Below are 19,621 nucleotides of genomic sequence, written 5' to 3' on the forward strand. Positions count from 1 at the left end.
CCTCTGCAAACAACTTCGTGAATCAGGCGGTTGGTTGACCAGCGATAACTTCCAGCTTGGGCACCATGCGGATGGCCTTCGAGAAGTTGGCGAGGTTCACGGAAGTCTTGGTGACGATGCGATGCAGCTCTTCCACTTTTTCTGCAGGTGCATCGGTGTGGATGCGCACCACGTAGCTCATCTCGTCAAAGCCTGGGTTGACGCTTTCGTCCAGGCCCAGGAAGCCACGCAGATCCAGCTCGCCACTGGTTTCGATTTCCAGACTGTGGATAGTGATGCCCATGGCCGACGCGTTCACCACATAGCCAACTGAGAGGCAGGCGTTCAGGCCAGAGATGAGTAGCTCCTGCGGGTTGGGGGCAGAGTTGGTACCCAGCAGCTCCAGCGGCTCATCAGCCGCGATCTGGACGTTTCGTGGGTAGTCGGTGCCGCTCAGGTGGAAGCGGTCAATGGTCGCCACGGTGCGGGTCTGATGTTCCCACTTGGTGTTGATTTTGAAGCGTGCGTGACGCTTGGCTGGATCTTCAGCGACGCCCTGTGCAAAGGCTTGCAGAGCAGCGACATCGATACCGTTGAGATGCTTGTCCATTTTCAGTTCCTCTCAAAATCGTGGATAAAAAATCAGAAATAAAAAACAGGTGAAGGCGATGGCCTGGTCAGCTCTCGCAACCAGAAATCGAGCAACTTGCTCCACTCACGCTCTCTCCATCGTTCGAAAGATCCTCAACAGCTGATTTCAGCACCTTGGAGAACACCTCAATCTCTTGGGCCCCTGAGAGATAGCGGTTGCCATTGACAACGAACAATGGGATGCCGGTGCCAAGGCCCTTAACGGTTGCTTCATCGCTGAGAATCGCTGCTTCCGAAGAATCGAATCCAAAGAGGTCAGCAGCACCAACTTCAGCTGCAAGATCTCTAAGTGTTCGCTCATCGAAAATGTCGCGCCCCTCTGTAGTTCCAGCTGCGTAGAGTCGCTCTACATATTTCGCCTGTAGCGTCGGACTCGAAATGGCTTTCACGTACTGATGCGCCGCACTGGTGTCCCCGAAACGCATCACATCGAAGCGGTAGTCCAAGCCCTCAAGAGAGGCGACTTCCTGAATAGCTTCCATGAAGACCTGTGCACGAGCCCGGCTACCTGTCTTCAGCACCAGTGCCTTCTCGAATGCGATGGGCTGCATGCCTTTGGCCAAGCGGTAGGCCCTGGGTACAACTTCAACCTCTACGTCGCTCGGAAGAGCGCCGATTGCCTGCTCCAATCGCTTCTTTGCTATCCAGCACCAGGGACAGACAAAGTCGGAATAGACTTCAACCGTGATCTTTTTCATAACTTTCCTCTGCACCTTTGCTGTCACAAAGAACGGCCTGGGCTATCAGCTACGATCCATGGCATCCAGCACGTGGGTGCTGTAAACAACCGCCGCGCCGGCATTCAGGTTCACTGCTACTCCAAGTGCCTCAGCGACTTCCTCGGTCGTGATGCCAAGCTTCTTGGCTTCCGCTGCATGGAACGCGATGCAGCCGTCACAGCGAGTCGTTACTGCCACCGCCAGCGCGATCAGCTCGCGAGTCTTCGCGTCCAGGTGATTGGTTTTGTTGCCGGCGTTACCGAGCATTGCCACGCCCCGCAGGGTGTCAGGCGAATGTGCGCCGAACTCTTTCAGGCGGGCACTGACGTCGGTGATGGTTTGTTCCCAATTAGGCATGCTAGACATGATTACCACCCTACTAGTTGATAGGTAAGATTAGCCAAAAAATGGGCCGACACGGACAGCGCTTCGACCCTGTGCTCTTGCAGAGATCAGTACTCTGCGATCATCCAAATTACTGCCTTGTTCACATGGTCATCTTCGTTGGTGGCCCAGTTAATGAAGCTGGAACCTTCAAGGATGCTCAACAGCAAATAAGCCTTCTCTCTGGAGCCCCTACCTCGGGTGATTTCTCCTGAGGCGATTCCTTGCTCCATGACTCCGGTCAACCAGGACAGCTGCACATCGAAAAACCTGCGCGTTTGTCGCTGCAGCCCCTCGGGCAACGCAGCCATTTCAGCGGCCAGCGCACCACACAGTGGTAGAAGCCCACCTTCAGTACTGGCATGGAACAACACGAAAAACGCATGAAGTCTGTCCAGTGCACTTGGGTGATTGATTTCGATACGTTCGAACTCAGCCTCCACCCGAGATACATATTCTTCAACGATCGCAATCCCAAGGTCTTCCTTCGTCGGGAAGTGGTAGTGAATGCTCGCCTTTCGAATACCTACCGCATCGGCAAGATCTGCATAGCTGAATGCCGCATACCCCTTGGTACGCATCAGCCCTTCAGCGGTTTGAATCAATGCGTCCCGTGTTGCCAGTGTCATAAATTCTCCTGCCACAATCGCTCGACCAGAAAAGAGCGATTCCGGCCACTACCAGTATGTTACTTGCCTTGCTTACGACCGGCCATGACCCCGCCGTCAACATCCCACACCGCGCCAGTTACCCACGACGCCTTGTCCGACAGCAGGAAGACGATCGATTCAGCGACATCACGCGGAGTGCCGTTGCGGCCCAGCGGGTGGAAATTGTTGAAGTCCTTCAGGGCACCATCCAGCTGATCACCAGGAATGAAGCGTTCGAAAATCTTGGTTTCCACAATGCCAGGGCTTACCGAATTCACGCGGATACCATGCTCTGCCAACTCTGCACCTGCGTGGCGAGTGAGCGTGTCCAGGCCGATCTTGGCCATTGAGTAAGCTGATGCGGGTACACCTTCAACGGCCTGGCGGGCAGCAGCAGCAGTTACGTTTACGATCGAGCCATGCTTTTTCTGCGCGACCAATTCTGCAGCTACGTGACGGGTCAGGAAGAAAATGGCGCGATTGAGGTTGAGGAAGTTGTCGTAGTCCTCCAACGAGTGCTCAACGAAGGCCTTTGGATAATAGATGCCGGCGGAGTTGACCATCAGATCAATGTCCTTGTGCTCGGCAGCCAGTTTCTCGATCAATCCCTTCACGCTAGCGAAGTCGGTGAGGTCAGCCGAATAAGCAATGACCTTATTCTCACCTACCAGAGCTGCCAGCTCTTTACGGGCCGCTTCGGCCTTTTCGGCACGGTTACCCACGATCACGACTGAGCCGCCTTGTTCCGCCACCATACGTGCGGTTTCAAGACCGATGCCGCTCGTACCACCTACAACCAGAAGCTTACGACCTTTGAACTGCATGAGTAGTACCTCCTCGCTTGTCTATCTACTGGTAGGTAGATTAGGCCTGCGTGATTTGGGTGTCAAGCTACCGCCTGTCGTGATCGGTCAGAGGGAGTGGATGACGCCGCGAGGGGGCGCTAACCCGGGCGGATCAGAAACCGGTACAACTAAAGGAAGCTAGACCAGCTAATGACCAGCACGAAGACACCCTTCATTTGATCGTTCTTGGATTGCCCAAGCCAGGTCGAGACGGAAACAAAAAAACCGCCAACAGGCGGTTTTTTTAATGGTGTAGCTCGGGGTCTCCGACTCTCCGCGACGGGGGATTGATTTACCGCTGAAGGGTTCATTTCCTCGTCGGCGATTTACCAGATGAGGCTATCTATCGGGCCCACACCTCATCAAAACGCGATGATTACTGGCGCCACGACTCCACAGTCTCAGCACCATGTTCAGCTTTCCAAGCTTTCAAAACAGCGTGGTTACCGCCTTTGGTCTGCACTAGCTCACCATTGTGCGGGTTTTTGTATACCTTGATTTCACGTGGTTTGCGAACGGACTTCTCTTGAGGCTGGGGAGCTTGACGGCGGCTGCCTGCTTGCGGATCCAGGATGTTGATGACATCCCGAAGGGTGTAGCCATACTCGCCAAGTAAGGCGCGCAGCTTCTCCTCAAATTCCATCTCCGCCTTGATTGCGGAATCACCTTTCATAGCTTCCAGCTCTGCGAGCTGTTGAGCGAGTTGCTGCTCTAAGCGTCGGAATTCGGCGAGACGAGACATATGCTTCTTCCTAGATGGTTGTTTCAACAAGAGGATAGTTTGTCATATTCGACTGCTACATCGAAGTGAAAAAGTACTGCCCAATTGGGCCTAATTCGAAACTCATACTTAAGAGTGCCAGTTGACTAACCAGTATCATCGTTCAATGACTGGTCACTGCCGGGCCGCCCAGAGCCTGAAGCTGATAGTCCGTGACCGCCTGGAAGCGGTGATCAGTGAGCAAACGCAGCCGCTCAAGCTCAGCACCAGTAATACCGCCATCCTGCGCCTGGTGATACGCCTTCAACGCCTCGACGGCTTCCGCGTACATCGGATGATCATGAGGAAGCATTTTGCTGAGGTCTTTCATGACTGCTACTCCAATGGACAAAGGTTCCGGGTGGCGTGAGCTCAAGATTACTCAGGCTTGAGGGGCGTTGAGTATGTCGATCATCCCTCTCTACCACCTCCTGTATTCTCGAGGATGCAGCTCACGACCCCAGCCAGTCCTGGGTGTTGACCGGCTGCCTGAAGCTCTTTGGCCAGCCGTTTCAACTCAGCAGATTCTTGGCTCGTGAAGATCAAATCGCAGTAGTGAAGATCTGCGGTGGCCTCATTCAACCTGGCCTGATAATCCTTCATGGAAGATACCTGGGCTAGCCAAGAGCTATCGGCCGCGACGCCAACCTAAACCGCCCATTGGTGCCTTCAAATTGACCACGAACGGGCTCGGAAACGGCGTCACGGCCACCGAGGTGTGGTAAGGGCTGCTCAAAAAAAATCTAAGCCGCTCTGCATTTGAGGTCAATAGAAAAGCTAGCCGGCCTAGCGGCCGGATAAGCGATTACCACTACGACGGCTCAAGGCAGGAGACATCGTAGCCTTTGATAAAAAAAGCATCAAAAGCCAGTCGACCTTCCTGTTAATAGCGAATAGCCATGGACAAAGAAAAAGCAAAGCAATAGAAGCAGCTGAAGGGTATTCGATGAGTGACGGGGGAAAGGTGGGAGAGAGCAGCTTATTTTTGATTACAAATAATATACTCCGTCCCGCAAAAAAAATTTCAAGGGGGGTCTTTGAAAATATTTTCGGAAGTCGCCTTTCAATGGCTCATGGCCATCAACCACCTGCAGGATCTACCGAAGAGCAAAACCTCATCGATCCCGCTTCAATCCCTGCCCCTCGTGAAGTTTTCTATCCGCCCAAAGGCTTCATCGGCCAGGAAGGCGTCCGCTTTTTCTTCGAACATCATGCCGAGCCACCGCGCTCGCTTGATGCCTGATAGCTGAGTGAAGAAGCAGCTTTCACAGAGGTGCAACTCGTACACCTCACTCTGGTGTGTCGCCCCGTTACCCCATGCTCCGTGCAGTGTTCCAAACTGAAAATCGCCCTCACTCCCACGCGTAGAACACCCACAGCCGTCACAAGTGACGTCGACAATTTCGTTAGGTTCATCTAATCGCGAGAGCTTCATTCCTTATCCCACTCTTTAACTCGCTCATCAGGACTCAAGCCATACACTCAGTGCCTGGTTTCCGAATTCTCACGAGCGCATTCGCCAGCCCAATCGCACACCACATAGACACTGCGTAAGGTTCGTACAACCAAGAAGCCCTGAAGCTCTTGGAAGTCGAGGACGATTGATGTGATGATCGACGATCCATCCTCGAAGCGACGCTCGCGATCACCGAAAACGATCCCTTTGAGGGATAGCTCACCGGCCCCATATCGCACACTCGACAAGTACCCCGTTATCTCGACCCCAAAGGAACGTTCCATTGCGTTTGCGACGCTGCTTGGGATGGTGATCGCTGGAGTTTCCTCGATTGGACAGCTAGAGAGCGGTATGCGGCTTTTGACCATTTCAATCTCCTTGCGTGATCGTTGCTACGTCTGAACTGAGCGCTCCATGGCCGGACTGTTAACAGGCGAATGAATAAACGCGTGATAGCCTTGCCATCCCCATTCCCTAGGAGAACCCTCCTTGAGCACCACCTCGCGTCCTGGCTATTACGCGTCCCTTATCCATGCGCCCGCTTTCGCCGCCGATGCCACCGGCAGGCGTCAGAGCGAGTGCTGGAAACGCCTCGTTGATGACATTCACAGCTGCACAACCGAGCAAGACCTTTGCGTGGCAAGAGCCAAGGCAGAAGGCTTCATCTTCGGCCTGGTCGAAGCTGGCCATCTCCGCCCAGACGGCGAAAGGGACTACGTAATCCTGAGCAGCATCCAGCGCCGAAAAGATTTCCTGCGGACGCTGCTTTCGACGGTCAGTTGATGAACCATTCGCGTCTTCAGGCGCCCGTCAAGGCGCCTGGCTGCCTTGCTGAACGCGAATCCGGCTCGTCGGCTGTTGCGATCAATGCTCGAAGGCTGTCACGGCCTGTGCCGCGCCTGAAGGTCGTCAGCACGTAATTCCCGCATTTCGAGGAGATCACCCAATACCGCCCTATCTTCGACAGGGTGTAGATCGGCTCCGTCCTCAGCGTGTAGCCACGCATGTGCGACCCATGTCCTTGAACCATCTGACCAAAAACAACACCGAGCGCGCAGTCGGACGAGATGACCACATCACTCAGGTAAGCCGTGATGGGCATAGGGTACTTCTGAGCCATTGCCCGGATGACCCGTTTGAGTTGAAAAGTAGAGAGCTCTTCACCGCAGTATTCCTTGATTTGATCTGCCATTCACACATCCTGTTAATGCGTCTAAACCATACCAATGCACTTGGTGCTGACCGCTTAAGCGGCTTTCAAATATCGACGGTGAACTCCGGAGAAAACCCCGTACGCTCACCCGGATATCCTTTCGGATTGGAGACCACACGGCAGCCAAAAACGACTTTGTCCACCGCGTGATGCGTATGACCAAAAATCCACACGTCGGCCTGCGCTACCAAGTCGTGCCAAGCATTGAAATAAGCAGCCCCCAAGTGACCCTCATGACCACTCCCGGCGACCTCAGGGATAGGGCAATGGTGCGTGACCACGACGGTCGAACCGTCAAAGCTCTTGGCGAGCTCTGAGGCCAGGTAAGCACGAGCAGCAATGTTCCGGGCAATGAGGTCGACTGGGCGAAGCTTGCTGTAGCCGGTACCGACGCGGATCCGTTTGAAGTCAGTCATCCACTCTGCGCACTCCCGCATCGCGGCCCTGTAATCACCGGTTGCGGTGTAATCCGTCCAAGCCGTAGCGACCAAAAAACGGACGCCGCCAATGACGATGCTCTGGTTGTCCAGCACATGCACGTGGTGCGCAGCAGCCTCACACATTTTGGCCAACGTCCGGTCAACGTTTCCGCCGTAATGCTCGTGGTTGCCGCAGGCATAAATCACCGGGCAATCGAAGACCTCATTTGCCCAATGCACACCCCGGCTACGCACTGAAATGTCGCCTGCAAGTACAACGAGATCCGCGTCTACTGAAGGTGGCTGGAAGTCAGCAAACTCCAAGTGCAAATCAGAAAAAACCAAAACCTTCATACGGAACCCCGTACTCCACGCTGCGGAAGGCTACGTCGCCCATCCAAGGCCACCCAGAGGGGGCCGGGCTCAAAAATCTGGAATGCTCTACGGCTGCAACGACAAAACCAGCTCGAGCTTCGCCTGCTTCCTGTAACCATCTCCGACGAGAAGGTAGACCGTGCTTTTCGTTTCAAACATGCACGGGTGCTCGAACGAAACCGCATACGTGGATCTCACCCAGGAGCGTGGCGCAAAGCGCCTCCGGCTGTCATGGATCACGTCATGGGCAAAGATCACCATGGGCGCTATTCCATTCGGTAACGTCTCAACCTCTTCCGGAGGCAGCTCTACCAGAATCCAGCGCTGCACCAGGCAAAACGCTTTACCTGAAAAGCGTTCGTGCGCAGCTTGAACTAGTTCAACTCTCGTACCTGTCCAACCCTCCAATAGCTCCCCGGCGCCGTAAAGAAACTCCGTTATCTCATCCAACGAGATGACCATGATTCAGCCTCTCGCGCTCGAATAGACGTGGCCATCACTCGTGACAAATTCGTACACCGGGGTCGGCTGGGTACCTTCCTTGATCCGAATTTCGGAGAGCAGCTTCATCGAGAACTCGGATTGATTGGTCATCGCTGGAGGGGCGAGTAGCTGGACTTTATTAACGCTTAAAAAATCCACTGCATCCCCTTTGCAGAGGGAATCTACAACCTCAACGCTCGACACCAAACGCACGGAGGGGCCTAAACAGCCATTAACGAAGCCACTTCCTTCAACGACAAAGTAATAGCAATCAGGATTGAGGCTTGCTGAATCCCAAAACAAATTCAGGCTGTCCAGAGCTAAAAACTGCCCTCGTAGTTCGGTTCTTTGGGTGACCAGCACAACACACTCCACCTATCAATCGCGGGCATCTAGCTAGCACTTCGCCCTTAAACAATTCATATAAATTGACAATCTCGCGCCCACGGATGATCGTGCTTTGAGAACAAAAGCCACATGCGGGAACGGATGGCGCCACCATAACACCATTCTACATTCACTGCCTATAGTACGTGGATGTAGAATTTTCAGTGTGGCCTTATGCTTCCCTTTGCGGGAAGCTCTACCATGCCAACGCGATACACCCTGGCAGCCGTGCTCCGCACCACTCGTGCCGCTCGCGGCCTGTCCCAAGAACAGCTCGCATCCACGGTGGAGCCTCGGCATTTGCACAGGATCGAGCACGCGAAATCCAACATCAGCTTCGAGATGCTCGAAGACATCAGTAAACGCTTGGACGTCGACTCGGTAGCACTCCTCGCAGCTGCCGCTTGCTACGAGCGCCAAGAACAACTTGAAGAGTTCATGACGCACCTCTGGACAGAGCTGAGTAAGCTTCGTGAGATGCGTGTGATGGAAAGCCTGCCTGCGCAATTCTCGAATGGGAGTCTGATAGCAGCCAAATCCGGCAAGCCGCCGACTCCTCCAGACAGGATCAAAGCAATCCTCGACTGCAAGGCTGAAGGCCTCAGCCAGAAAGCGACCTCAGTGAAGCTGGGGATGCCTTATTCCACCGTCCACAAGTTCTGGCACATGCCAGCGGGGGAGCGGAAGGCCTGAGCAGTTGAGCCTTCAAATTCTCACCAGGGGGCGCTGTAGGCTCCCCGAGTTGTACTGCCGGCGGGAAGTCAGCTGAACACGACAACCGACCCATAGGGCCGGTAATCGTATGCCAGGTCAATCAGACCGAGACGGCTGCCGCGATGTGAGGGTGCGGGTCGTAGCCAACGAGTTCGAAATCTTCGAACTTGTAATCGTAAATCGATGCCGGCTTGCGAAGCAGCTTCAACTCAGGCAGCTGCCGAGGCTCACGAGCGATTTGAGTTTTCACCTGCTCCATGTGATTGGAGTAGATGTGGACATCACTCAACGAAATCACGATCTCACCTACATCCAGGTCGCACTGCTGAGCCAGCATGTGGGTCAAGCACGCCAAGGACGCCGTATTGTATGGCAGGCCGAGGAAGCTGTCGGACGAACGGATGAATAAATGTGAAGACAGCTTGTTGTTCACAACATAGAACTGGTACAGCAGGTGGCACGGAGGGAGTGCCATCTTGCCGTTTTTGGCGTTCTCTTTCGGGCTCACCTTCTCATCAGGGAGGAACTCGACATTCCACCCATGGAACAAGATCCGTCGGCTATTAGGGTTCGTCTTCAGCGCATTGACGACATAGTCGATCTGATTGATCGTCTTGCCGTCCTTGGTAGGCCAGGCTGTCCACTGTTTGCCATAGACCGGGCCTAGATCACCGTCTTCGGTGGCCCACTCATTCCAAATCTTCACGCCATTCTCATTGAGCCACTTAATATTGGTATCACCATTAAGGAACCAAATCAGCTCATTAACAATACTCTTGAAATGCAGCTTCTTAGTTGTAAGTAATGGAAAGCCTTTCGACAAGTCATGGCGAAACTGACGACCAAAGACACTCACAGTACCGGTACCAGTGCGATCATCTTTGACCGCACCGTTTTCTAGAACATCTGTCAGTAGTTCCAGGTAGCTTTTCATGAAATTTTCTCCGCCTGGGCAGCTTCCAGGATACTGATAACCTGCTTGAGTCTATCAATTTCCTTCTGGGAGTCCAAGAGCCGCTTGTTAGCATCCGCCAGAAGGTTTTGATAAGTATCTCGAGAACTTACCATGTTAATATATTTTCTTTCGCTCTTCTGATGCTCTTCCTCCGCATCCCTGCACTTAGTGAACCAATGAAGAATCTCAACCCTTGCGTTCTCCAGCTTTTCAGTCAGAAGCACCACAGGATCAACTGGTTTCTTTTTTGTGACCTGTTGGCGAAGAACTTCAATGCGCCGGTTTTCTTTGATGGTCTCCAGCCGTTCCAGAGGCCATACACGCTGCCTGATAGTATTGCGGTGAATACCCGTTAGCCGGCTCAGTTCCGCCGCCGTTGCTTTCAGTGAGTCATTCGCCGCGATATCCAGAAGCGCTTGCGCGAGCAGCTCAGAATAACGATCAAAATCTTCTTTGTTTTTCTGATCGAAAGCGTGGGAATCCGTCATCAGAGTTCTTCTCCCAGCAGCTCAAGCACCCCGTAGGCCTCTTCCATTGCAGCTTTGCTTTGGGCATGCAGATGGGCGTACTCAAGGTTCTCCAGCAGCTTCTTGTTTTGATAATACACATCTCGCCAGGCAGGGGCGTTGGCCTTGCTGACGACAGCATTTTCGCAACGGTTCGGGTTGCAGCGAAGCCCGCCGATGCAGGGGATCGATTCATCGAACTCCATGGGCCCGCCACCGTAGCAGAAGCCCTGGCCCACGCTGATGACAGCGATGTGCTGTTCAGCCATGGCCTCGAAGATATCGTCCTTGGTGTGTCCGGATGCCATGTATCCTTTGAAGACCCTCTGCAAACGCTCCTTGTGGGCTGCAGCGTTCACACCGGCATAACTGCCATCAGGATCGAATCGCTGCTTAATGCTCTCCACCTCGGCGTCATGGCGGAAGGACTTGCCGCTTACGCCCCTACCGCCACTTTTCGTCAGCATTTCAGCGATTTCACCGTACCCCAGAGTCGTCTTACTGAAGCCCCGCTCGGAATGGCCAACCCCTACGATTTCGCCAAAGTGCTTCAGCTGGTGAGAGATGAAGGGAAGGCCCACATCCGCACGGTACAGTTGATAGGCGAGCGTATGCCGCATCATATAAGCATTGAAGTCGAGGTCGGAGAACTGCTCAGGAGTCAGAACCTTCTTGAAGAATTTATCTAGCGTCTCCTTGGAGCCGGCACCACCAAGCGGCTGACCCTGCTTGCCAAAGGGCACCGTGTCGACGTTCGAAAAAATGAAATCGTTATTCTTATATTTGGCAAGTAACTGAGCAACACGCACAGCATCGCGAACAATCGGAATCGCCAACCAGAAGTCATCAAAGAGTTCGACTAGGTTATCTTCTTGCTTACTGACATTACTTCTCAACACCCAGTAAGTGCCATCAAATATTAAGCAGGAACTCGCCAAAAGTTCGGCATATTCAGAAGGGCGCATGCCTGTATACTGGCCAATGACGTACATACAAGCATAGTTAACATAATTCAAATAATACCTAAACCCATCGTCAATCTTTGAGCCAGTATCTTCAGAATACATCTTCACCGCATCTAGAGCGTCTGTAAAAAAGTAATAGCTTGAATCAAAAAACGTATCCCCAACCACCTTGGAGACTTCACTCTTAGGAAAACCCTTGTACGCAAGACGCTTATAAACATACACGTTAAACTTGAGCGGACACAATCCATATATATGACTTAATAATTGTTTTTCCGAGTTGCGCCGACTCAAAGTAAGAGTATCGACAACCCTTTCACCCATAGCGTCAAGAAAATCGACGATGGCCAGCGAGGAAGCGCGCGAGGATACTTCAAAAACGTCGTTTGGAAGCACCTGTCGCTTCTTTTTCTCCTCTCCCTCAGGACGTTTAGCTTTACCAAGAAGCTTCCATTTTAGCGTTGAAAGGTTTACAACTGGCAAGCATGAGCCAAAGACATTCTCTACGAGATATCCAGAGCGAAGCCCTTTAAAAAAAACTTCCAAAGCATTATCAAAGACATATTCAAAGTCTTTCGCAGCTTCCTCGTACAAGTGAGAAGGCAGCATGTGAACCGACAGAAATTCGCGTTCAACATGTTCCCGCCCTAACTCTTGGACTGCAGCCGAAAAGGTTTTATCTAAGAATCGTAATCCAGCTTCGAATCTAGCTATTACTGTATTAGGTTTTGGAAGCGCCTTGGAAATTCGCATGGAGCTTCCTTGCTCCGGCACTCCACTAATCCCCTTCAAAATAAGCATGAAGGCAGTTCGCAACTCAAGCATCGCAAACTCAGGAATATTCGGGTACTTTGTGAAGTCCATTCGCAGCTTCGCTCCGCGAATGTGCCGTGATGCATTCGGATAGTCCGCATTGAAGTCCCAGACCGGCGAAACAAAGGCGGAAAGCTTGGATACCTGTAATGACTGGATATAATTCAGAAATTTGAGAGCTTCACCCGAAGCAATATCATCATCACCTGACTTCAACTGAAGCAGAATCGCAGATACGGTTTCTCGGTACTTGGCGAAAGACAGTAGAGTTGAAAATTCGAACTGCTCCATATACTACAACCCCACGCCATCAATAAGAATAGTTGTATCTACGAACTCAGCGAGACGACGACCTTCGGCAAGCTCATCAGCAGTAAAATCAGATTTATCACCAAGGATACTTTCGAGCAGCGACAAATTCTCATGCACTACATGCCCATAAGGGGTATCCATCACTCGGCTGACCTCAGCAAGTTTTCGATAATCCCGCTCCATGGCAAATAGCTCAGGCAGGTTGGAAGCAGTGAGCAGGACATTCTCACAGCCCAAGCACATGTTGTACATGGAACATGGCCGTCCAGGTACATAAGTGCTCAACTTCTTGATGAAATCTGGGGGGTTGAAGATGTTCTTGCAGCTTGCCAATGGCGTCTTGAACACTACCACTGGAGCATCGAGCTGTACGACCTCGATAAGATTTGCGGACTGTGTCTCGTTCGGCTTGGGCGCAATAGCCAGGTCTGCTGCCCCAACCGCACGGTCGTGAAGCTGCCGTAGCGCCACATCTAGCTTGGCACGCGCAATGGTGTTGAAGTCCATCCGATCGAGGTATGCCTGGGTGGTCTTGATGTGTTTGTGGCCCAGAATCAACTGGATTTCACGAATCGGCACACCACGCTCAACCAGCTCGCTGATGAAGCTCGGACGTAGGCGTGCGGGAGTAAGGTTGAGCGGGGTGCCTTCATCGCTGAGGATGCCCTTTCGCTGCGCATAGCTGTTGAAAACGACCGTTACGAACCCGTTCTTACCCGTGGTAAACGACTTAACCTCAAGGAAAGCGCCGGGCGAACTCGATTGCCAGATGAATAGGCTGTTTCTCGCTTTCTCAGGCGCAGCGCCACGGAACCCCTCGGTGAGGGCCTCCACGTCCTTGAAGACTTTCGCTACCGCTTCAGCCTGAGAAGTGGTGAGCCAGGTGATATCCGCATCAAATAGATCAACGGGCATCACCTTTCCGCCCCCTGAGCGCTCCTTCCAATATTTCAAGCAGGCACGCCCGGTCAGCTCATGCTGCGGCTCGAAGTCGTCCAAATTCAGATATTTTAGCGAATCCGCATTAAGACCCGTTATTTGTCCCAATTTAATCGCATACGGTGCGATAACTTGGGAGTCGATAACATAATGCGTACCCCAGCTCTCTAGGAGCTCACGCAGGCCTACACCAGAACGACTAACGATGCCCCAGAAGGCATCAGTGTATGAATCACCCCTAGTTCTCGATCTCGTACCTACCACATTGCAGTTCAGTTTGTTTTCGAAAATCCACCGGGCATTGTCGAGCGTACCGAATCCCTTTTTCACTTGGCCATTGGAGCCGACAGGATCCTCACCAACACCGGATAACTGATATGGCTGCGCGAGCGCATTGTTGCGCAAGATGTCTTCATCTACGCATGCGGCGATCCGTCGACGCTCGGAACTTGTATACGGACGATACTGATCAGTGACTCGGTCAGCATCGAACCCCTGGCAGTTGACAAAGTCAGGCCCAGCGTAGCCCTTCAGGTTCTTGATAGTGGTGAGCGTTTTACGAAACGCACTGAGCAGAGTATTGGCAAAGCTTGGAGACGATTCACCACGGACAATCATCTGCTCCAGATGGCTATAGAAGCGAGGAAGGATAAACGCATCCAAGGTAGCAGCAATAGGCTCGCCTCCGGTGAGCCCACGCTCAAGGAAAAACCGCGACACAAGGTTGAACGCGTCGAGGTAGTTGCGCTCGCCCGAATCGCTCGCCGTTTTCAACGAAGCAATTGCAAATGCGTGCTTGAGATCATTGAATGGCTTAACCTCTGAGGCTGCCTCAAGGTCGGCTACGGTCACGAACTCTTTCATTCGCAGGCGCTTAAAATCAACGAGGATAGGTTCCTGAGGAACGTATTCTTCTTTGTTTTCGCGCCGCTCTTTGACAGTTTGGTAGTCGCTGGAGATTACTCCAAGGCGCTGAAGGTCTTGGTTGATTTCATTATAAGCGCTGGCAACGCTGGCGTAGCGACTCAGCTGGGACTCAATGCCCTCTAAGCCTGGCACCAATGTAAGACCGCGACGAATGCTCAGCTTGTTGCCGAAAATAGGAAGCTTGCGCTTATCCTCCTCTGGAAGGCTCTTGTACCAACCCAAGACCTTGAGGCGCCAATTGCACCCCGCAGCAGACTCACCAAGATGGATTGCTCCACTGATGCACATATCCAAGATGATTTTCTGTTCCGCCAACTCGAATACCTCAAGTGACGGGTTAAGATCTTTGCTTGCAATATAAGAAGCACTTAGCGTGAGCGGAGCATACATTCCGCTATCATTATCACTAAGTTCGATCTCGTAGTAACCGTGCGGATCCTCTTCCAGCTCCTTCAACCAGCTGTATACCCGCATGCCTCCGATGGCGCGCTCATGAGTAGTCATTTTTTATCTCCCAAACGGATTTTGAGCGCGGTCTCGGCAACGAGGGCCGCCATGCTACTTTCCTTAGTTGCTATCTTTCCATTAGAGGAATGGCAGATGCGGAAGACTTCTTGCGGAAGTTGAAGGTAATGCCTTTCGGTAGTGGCGCTGCTGCTATGCCCCAACGACAACTGAGCCGCGACCAGATTATCCAAATAGGTCTTACCCAAGTCAGGGCTGGTCATGATTTCGTACCCATGTCCATGGCGAAGCTTGTGCGGAGAGACACTGCGATCTAGCCGCTTACTTTTTATAGCTCGCTCCGATACCCGCTCAAGCAGTTTGCTGACAGAATCTGCGTTGAATGGAGAGCCCTCTGAGTTGAAAAAGCAGGGAGTGACATCGGCGGACTCATACTGTCTCGCGTATTTTCGGTACAAAGGAGTAGCATGATAGCGCTTGATACGTTCAAGCGTAGACTTACTCACAATTGCATATCGCTCTTTAAGCTCTTGCCCGCGCCCCTTGCTACCCTCGATGAAAAGTGGGCAATAATCGGGATGTATCCACTCAATATCGTTTTCACCGATGAAGTTAGCGCGGGAGAATTCCAGGGCTTTGTTGACCGCACCAAGAGTAATCCTGCCAACCTCGCTCCGACGAATACCCGCATCAAAGATTGTCTGCAGGAGAACCCGTTCCCTTTCACTTTCAGTGCTCAAGATGAGTGCCTTCAGATCTTTGAGCGAACATGGCTCGATCAGTTTCTTCTTCGGCGGCGGGGAAATGAATCCAGCTGCATACGGATTATCTTCTCGCAGAGCGGGTTGATGATTGCGGCCAACACACAAGAAGTCGTTGAATAGGGCAGCGTAACAACCATCTCTGTTCCGGATAGTTACCGACGACAAACCTTCAACCTCGCGCAGATGAATAAAGTATCTGGCGATTCCCTGCTGGCTTACATTGAGGAGGATTTCATCCCAAGATGAATTGTGGAACGTGGTAGTTCCTTTAAGGTTTTCGAGCAAGTAGCCGATATTTCGCCCATATGTTTCAGCAGAAGCAAAGGAGAGATTCGCGGTTTTAATAGCTTGGGTGAGGTACTCACTTACAAGCGGAACGAGCCTCTCTTCTGAGTCAAAAAGCCCCACCGCCGTCACGGATGCCAGGCCAGCTGCGTGTGGCCCGTCTTCGTTGAGCATCGACCCGCCTAGGTCGATCATTTGATTTTGTGTGACTACAACCTTCACCGACTACCCCCTTTTGAAGGCCGCCCATCCTATGCAGAATGTGCAACTTGTCAAGGTCAAGATAAAGTCGGGAGAGAGGCAAATTTTTTTACGCTGCTAGCACGTACTGTGCGTTATTAGCTGCGTCATATAAAAGGCCCAGGTCGTTCGAGCGGATGTAGAGGGTCAGGGAGATTTCTCTGGTCTCAACGTTCGGGTGGAACTGGTACAGCAGGTGGCACGGCGGCAAGGCCATTTCGTCCAGCTGCGCGCAGTTCCAGCCGTGGAACAGGATACGGCGGCTGCCCGGGTCATTGGCGATGGTGTCCAGGCACTGCCGCACCTGGTCGATGGCCTTGTACAGGATGACGAACGCGACGCCGTCCTCCTCGTCCTGAGCGATGCGGCGGAAGCCCGCCTTCTCGGCCATTTCGATGGCCGCCGGGTTGCTCAGCGGGATGCGCTTGTAGCCCGGCCACTGGCGCCATTGCACGCCGTAGATCTCGCCCAGGTCGTCATGGCCCTGACGGAACGGGTTGGCCAGCCACTGGGCGTTCTCGTTGGCGTTCTGGTCCCACACCTTGCAGCCCAGTTCGCGGAATTCACCGGCGCTCTTCACGCCACGCAGGAAACCGACCATTTCGCCGATCGCCGACTTGAACGCCAGTTTGCGCGTGGTAATGGCCGGGAAGCCCTTCTGCAAGTCGAAACGCAGCATGGCGCCCGGCAGGCTGATGGTGCGGATGCCGGTGCGGTTGCCCTGCAGCGTGCCGTTGTCGATGACGTCGCGGACCAGGTCCAGATACTGTTTCATGGCTTACCTGTAGCAAAAACGGCAGGGGGATCGCCCCTGCCGTGGGATTAATCAGGCGGGTTTCGCCGTAGGCTTGCGATTATAAGCCCACCAGATCAGGCCAAGGCCAGCCAGGATCATCGGCACGCACAGAATCTGACCCATGGTCAGCCAACCCCAGGCCAGGTAGCCCAGCTGGGCATCCGGTACGCGGACGAATTCGACGATGAAGCGGAAGATGCCGTAGAACAGCGCGAACATGCCGGATACCGCCATGGTCGGCCGCGGCTTGCGCGAGAACGCCCAGAGGATGAGGAACAGCGCCACACCTTCGAGTGCGAACTGGTACAGCTGCGATGGGTGACGCGGCAGCTGCGCCGGGTCGCTGAACGGCGGGAAGACCATCGCCCATGGCACGTCGGTGGCCTTGCCCCACAGCTCGGCGTTGATGAAGTTGCCGATGCGCCCGGCCCCCAGGCCGATCGGCACCAGCGGGGCGACAAAGTCCATCAGCTCGAAGAACGACTTGTTGTTGCGCTTGCCGAACCACAAGGCCGCCAGCATCACGCCGATGAAACCGCCGTGGAACGACATGCCACCCTTCCACACCTCGAAGATCAGCGTCGGATTGGCCAGGTAGGCGTGCAGGTCGTAGAACAGCACGTAGCCCAGGCGACCACCGACGATCACACCCATCGACAGCCAGAACACCAGGTCGGAGAGCTTTTCGCGCGTCCAGGTGGGGTCGAAGCGGTTCAGCCGGCGCGAGGCGAGCAGCCAGGCACCGCCGATGCCGACCAGGTACATCAGGCCGTACCAATGGATTTTCAGCGGCCCGATGGCCACGGCCACGGGGTCTATCTGCGGGTAAGGCAGCATGGAACTTCCTCTCGATTCAAATCAAAAAGCTGAGACCGACACAGAACAGCAGGGCTGCGAACAGGCGTTTCAACAAACGTGGCGACAGCTTGTGCGCCAGGCGCGCGCCGAAGCGGGCGAAAAACATGCTGGTCAGGGCAATGCCGAGCAGCGCCGGCAGGTACACGTAACCCAGGCTGTGGGCCGGCAGGTGCTCTTCGTGCCAACCCAGCAGCATGAAACTCAGGGCACTGGCCAAGGCAATGGGCAGGCCACAGGCCGAAGACGTGGCCACTGCCTGCTGCATGGGCAGGCTGCGCCAGGTCAGGAACGGCACGGTCAGCGAACCGCCCCCGATGCCGAAAATGGCCGAAGCCCAGCCGATCACCCCACCTGCACCGATCAGCGCGGGCTTGCCGGGAATACCTCGACTGGCCTTGGGCTTGAGGTCCAGGGCCATCTGCGCGGCGATGACCAGGGCGAACACACCGATGATCTTTTGCAGCAACGGCCCCTGTATCAGCGAGGCGGTCTTGGCGCCGACACCGGCCCCAAGAAGGATGCCGAGGGTCATCCAGGCGAAGATCGGCCATTGCACCGCGCCCTTGCGATGGTGCTCGAGCACGGCGTTGATCGAGGTGAAGACGATGGTTGCCAGCGACGTACCGACAGCCAGGTGGGTCAGCACCGAGGCATCGAAACCCTGCAAGGTGAAGCTGAACACCAGCACCGGCACGATGATGATACCGCCGCCCACGCCGAACAGCCCGGCCAGCACACCGGCGCAGGCACCCAACAGCAGATAGAGCACGAATTCCATTCGTCTTCCCCAAGAAATCAATCCGGCATGGTAACGGAAGCCGGGCTCACGGCTCTAGTGAACTGTGTGTCAGGTTGGAAGTGCCCCATCGGAGTGGGTACAGTGGAAAAAAACCGGAGGCCCTACCGATGTGCCTGATCGTATTCGCCTGGCGACCGGGGCACGCCCTGCCGCTGATCGTGGCGGCCAACCGCGATGAATTCTATGCCCGCCCCACCCAGGCCCTGGCGGCCTGGGAGGATGCTCCCGGGGTATATGCCGGGCGCGACCTGGAGGCCGGCGGCACCTGGCTGGGCGTCGGCCCGCAGGGGCGGTTCGCGGCGCTGACCAATATTCGCGACCCGGCGCAGGCTTTGGGGCCGCGCTCGCGGGGCGAGCTGGTGGCGGCGTATCTGCAGGGGGAGTTGGGGGTCGAGGCCTATCTTGACCAGGTGGCCAGCCGCAGCAGGCAATATTCAGGGTTCAACCTGCTGGTGGGCGATGGACTGCAGCTGGGCTATCTGCATGCCCGAGACGCGGCGCCGCGCTTGCTGGAGGCTGGGGTTTACGGGCTTTCCAATGCCGGGCTGGATACGCCTTGGCCTAAGCTGGTGAAGGCGCGCAGTGGGCTGGAAGGGTTACTGGAAACGCCAGAGCCACAGCGCTTGCTGGCATTGCTGGCCGATGCCGAACCTGCGCCGGAGGGCGAGTTGCCGGAGACGGGCGTGGGGTTGGCGACCGAGAAGCTGCTGTCGAGCGTGTTCATTGCCAGCCAGAACTACGGGACGCGGGCGAGCACGGTGCTAATTGTGGATGATCAGGGGAAAAGGCGGCTTATTGAGCGCAGTTTCGGGCCATTTGGCGGGCACTTGGGGGAAGTTGAGTTGCTGGCCTGATAATTTGACGTTGCTTGCTCCGGCCTCTTCGCGGGTAAACCCGCTCCCACAGGGATTGCGCCGCATCTGAAGGCTGCGCTGTACCTGTGGGAGCGGGTTTACCCGCGA

Annotated in this window: 24 protein-coding genes; 4 read left to right on the plus strand and 20 right to left on the minus strand. The window is 54.3% G+C overall.

Translation table 11 applies throughout. The annotated features are described in order from the left end of the window. Positions 1 to 22 precede the first annotated feature (22 nt). The 8 genes from E5221_RS26850 to E5221_RS26885 all read right to left on the minus strand — a co-directional run bounded on the left by E5221_RS26850 (position 23) and on the right by E5221_RS26885 (position 4,591). Positions 23 to 589, minus strand: a complete 567-nt coding sequence (locus tag E5221_RS26850) for an OsmC family protein (RefSeq protein ID WP_021783602.1) — start codon at positions 587 to 589, stop codon at positions 23 to 25. A 67-nt stretch (positions 590 to 656) separates the two neighbouring features. Further along, on the minus strand, positions 657 to 1,328 hold the full coding sequence (locus E5221_RS26855; RefSeq protein WP_021783601.1) for a DsbA family oxidoreductase: 672 nt from the start codon (positions 1,326 to 1,328) through the stop codon (positions 657 to 659). A gap of 45 nt (positions 1,329 to 1,373) precedes the next feature. Then, positions 1,374 to 1,706, minus strand: coding sequence for a carboxymuconolactone decarboxylase family protein (locus E5221_RS26860; RefSeq protein WP_009681453.1), 333 nt, complete (start codon positions 1,704 to 1,706; stop codon positions 1,374 to 1,376). Between the two features lie 95 nt (positions 1,707 to 1,801). Further along, a complete protein-coding gene (locus E5221_RS26865; protein ID WP_021783600.1) occupies positions 1,802 to 2,362 on the minus strand; it encodes a TetR/AcrR family transcriptional regulator in 561 nt (186 codons plus the stop codon). Positions 2,363 to 2,421: 59 nt separating this feature from the next. Continuing rightward, entirely contained in the window at positions 2,422 to 3,207 is a 786-nt protein-coding gene (locus tag E5221_RS26870) for an SDR family oxidoreductase (protein WP_021783599.1), read from the minus strand. Positions 3,208 to 3,604: 397 nt separating this feature from the next. Further along, positions 3,605 to 3,970, minus strand: coding sequence for a histone-like nucleoid-structuring protein, MvaT/MvaU family (locus E5221_RS26875; protein WP_021783598.1), 366 nt, complete (start codon positions 3,968 to 3,970; stop codon positions 3,605 to 3,607). 142 nt (positions 3,971 to 4,112) lie between these two features. After that, a complete protein-coding gene (locus E5221_RS26880; RefSeq protein WP_021783597.1) occupies positions 4,113 to 4,319 on the minus strand; it encodes a hypothetical protein in 207 nt (68 codons plus the stop codon). Between the two features lie 80 nt (positions 4,320 to 4,399). After that, positions 4,400 to 4,591 carry a hypothetical protein gene (locus E5221_RS26885; RefSeq protein WP_021783596.1) on the minus strand — a complete coding sequence of 64 codons (192 nt, stop codon included), beginning with the start codon at positions 4,589 to 4,591 and terminating at the stop codon, positions 4,400 to 4,402. Between the two features lie 343 nt (positions 4,592 to 4,934). Between E5221_RS26885 and E5221_RS26890 the strand changes: the two genes are divergently transcribed. Then, positions 4,935 to 5,231: a hypothetical protein gene (locus E5221_RS26890; protein WP_155249904.1), complete on the plus strand. Its 297-nt coding sequence runs from the start codon at positions 4,935 to 4,937 to the stop codon at positions 5,229 to 5,231. A gap of 702 nt (positions 5,232 to 5,933) precedes the next feature. Further along, entirely contained in the window at positions 5,934 to 6,227 is a 294-nt protein-coding gene (locus tag E5221_RS26895) for a hypothetical protein (protein ID WP_021783593.1), read from the plus strand. Positions 6,228 to 6,243: 16 nt separating this feature from the next. Here E5221_RS26895 and E5221_RS26900 read toward each other — a convergent pair whose 3' ends face one another. The 4 genes from E5221_RS26900 to E5221_RS26915 all read right to left on the minus strand — a co-directional run bounded on the left by E5221_RS26900 (position 6,244) and on the right by E5221_RS26915 (position 8,297). Further along, positions 6,244 to 6,636 (minus strand): hypothetical protein, encoded by a 393-nt coding sequence (locus E5221_RS26900; RefSeq protein ID WP_021783592.1) that lies wholly within the window; start codon positions 6,634 to 6,636, stop codon positions 6,244 to 6,246. 65 nt (positions 6,637 to 6,701) lie between these two features. Continuing rightward, complete coding sequence (locus E5221_RS26905) at positions 6,702 to 7,430, minus strand: metallophosphoesterase family protein (RefSeq protein WP_047934421.1); 729 nt, start codon at positions 7,428 to 7,430, stop codon at positions 6,702 to 6,704. A gap of 87 nt (positions 7,431 to 7,517) precedes the next feature. Next, a complete protein-coding gene (locus E5221_RS26910; RefSeq protein ID WP_047934419.1) occupies positions 7,518 to 7,913 on the minus strand; it encodes a hypothetical protein in 396 nt (131 codons plus the stop codon). Positions 7,914 to 7,916: 3 nt separating this feature from the next. Beyond that, the gene (locus E5221_RS26915; protein WP_031322386.1) at positions 7,917 to 8,297 is read right to left on the minus strand and encodes a hypothetical protein; all 381 of its coding nucleotides are present in this window, start codon (positions 8,295 to 8,297) and stop codon (positions 7,917 to 7,919) included. Between the two features lie 225 nt (positions 8,298 to 8,522). On the opposite strand from E5221_RS26915, the gene E5221_RS26920 reads away from it, so the two are divergent. Continuing rightward, positions 8,523 to 9,014, plus strand: coding sequence for a helix-turn-helix transcriptional regulator (locus E5221_RS26920; RefSeq protein ID WP_021783588.1), 492 nt, complete (start codon positions 8,523 to 8,525; stop codon positions 9,012 to 9,014). A gap of 121 nt (positions 9,015 to 9,135) precedes the next feature. Here E5221_RS26920 and E5221_RS26925 read toward each other — a convergent pair whose 3' ends face one another. The 8 genes from E5221_RS26925 to E5221_RS26960 all read right to left on the minus strand — a co-directional run bounded on the left by E5221_RS26925 (position 9,136) and on the right by E5221_RS26960 (position 18,638). Further along, positions 9,136 to 9,969: a thymidylate synthase gene (locus tag E5221_RS26925; protein ID WP_021783587.1), complete on the minus strand. Its 834-nt coding sequence runs from the start codon at positions 9,967 to 9,969 to the stop codon at positions 9,136 to 9,138. Next, complete coding sequence (locus E5221_RS26930; RefSeq protein ID WP_021783586.1) at positions 9,966 to 10,478, minus strand: hypothetical protein; 513 nt, start codon at positions 10,476 to 10,478, stop codon at positions 9,966 to 9,968. The genes E5221_RS26925 and E5221_RS26930 overlap by 4 nt, the downstream gene beginning before the upstream one ends. Continuing rightward, a complete protein-coding gene (locus E5221_RS26935) occupies positions 10,478 to 12,565 on the minus strand; it encodes a site-specific integrase (protein WP_047595866.1) in 2,088 nt (695 codons plus the stop codon). Before E5221_RS26935 ends, E5221_RS26930 begins: the two co-directional genes overlap by 1 nt. Before the next feature lie 3 nt (positions 12,566 to 12,568). Further along, the gene (locus E5221_RS26940; RefSeq protein WP_170033503.1) at positions 12,569 to 14,956 is read right to left on the minus strand and encodes a site-specific integrase; all 2,388 of its coding nucleotides are present in this window, start codon (positions 14,954 to 14,956) and stop codon (positions 12,569 to 12,571) included. Continuing rightward, positions 14,953 to 16,188, minus strand: coding sequence for a site-specific integrase (locus E5221_RS26945; protein ID WP_047595867.1), 1,236 nt, complete (start codon positions 16,186 to 16,188; stop codon positions 14,953 to 14,955). Before E5221_RS26945 ends, E5221_RS26940 begins: the two co-directional genes overlap by 4 nt. 88 nt (positions 16,189 to 16,276) lie before the next feature. Then, complete coding sequence (locus E5221_RS26950) at positions 16,277 to 16,981, minus strand: thymidylate synthase (protein WP_282189722.1); 705 nt, start codon at positions 16,979 to 16,981, stop codon at positions 16,277 to 16,279. 51 nt (positions 16,982 to 17,032) lie between these two features. Next, positions 17,033 to 17,839 (minus strand): prolipoprotein diacylglyceryl transferase, encoded by an 807-nt coding sequence (gene lgt, locus E5221_RS26955; RefSeq protein WP_013974665.1) that lies wholly within the window; start codon positions 17,837 to 17,839, stop codon positions 17,033 to 17,035. Positions 17,840 to 17,855: 16 nt separating this feature from the next. After that, positions 17,856 to 18,638, minus strand: coding sequence for a sulfite exporter TauE/SafE family protein (locus E5221_RS26960; protein WP_247846690.1), 783 nt, complete (start codon positions 18,636 to 18,638; stop codon positions 17,856 to 17,858). A gap of 128 nt (positions 18,639 to 18,766) precedes the next feature. Here E5221_RS26960 and E5221_RS26965 point away from each other — a divergent pair, with 128 nt between their 5' ends. Further along, the gene (locus tag E5221_RS26965) at positions 18,767 to 19,513 is read left to right on the plus strand and encodes an NRDE family protein (RefSeq protein ID WP_061550293.1); all 747 of its coding nucleotides are present in this window, start codon (positions 18,767 to 18,769) and stop codon (positions 19,511 to 19,513) included. Positions 19,514 to 19,621: the final 108 nt, after the last annotated feature.

It is taken from the genome of Pseudomonas sp. A2, from assembly GCF_023100865.1.
Lineage (GTDB): Bacteria > Pseudomonadota > Gammaproteobacteria > Pseudomonadales > Pseudomonadaceae > Aquipseudomonas > Aquipseudomonas asiatica.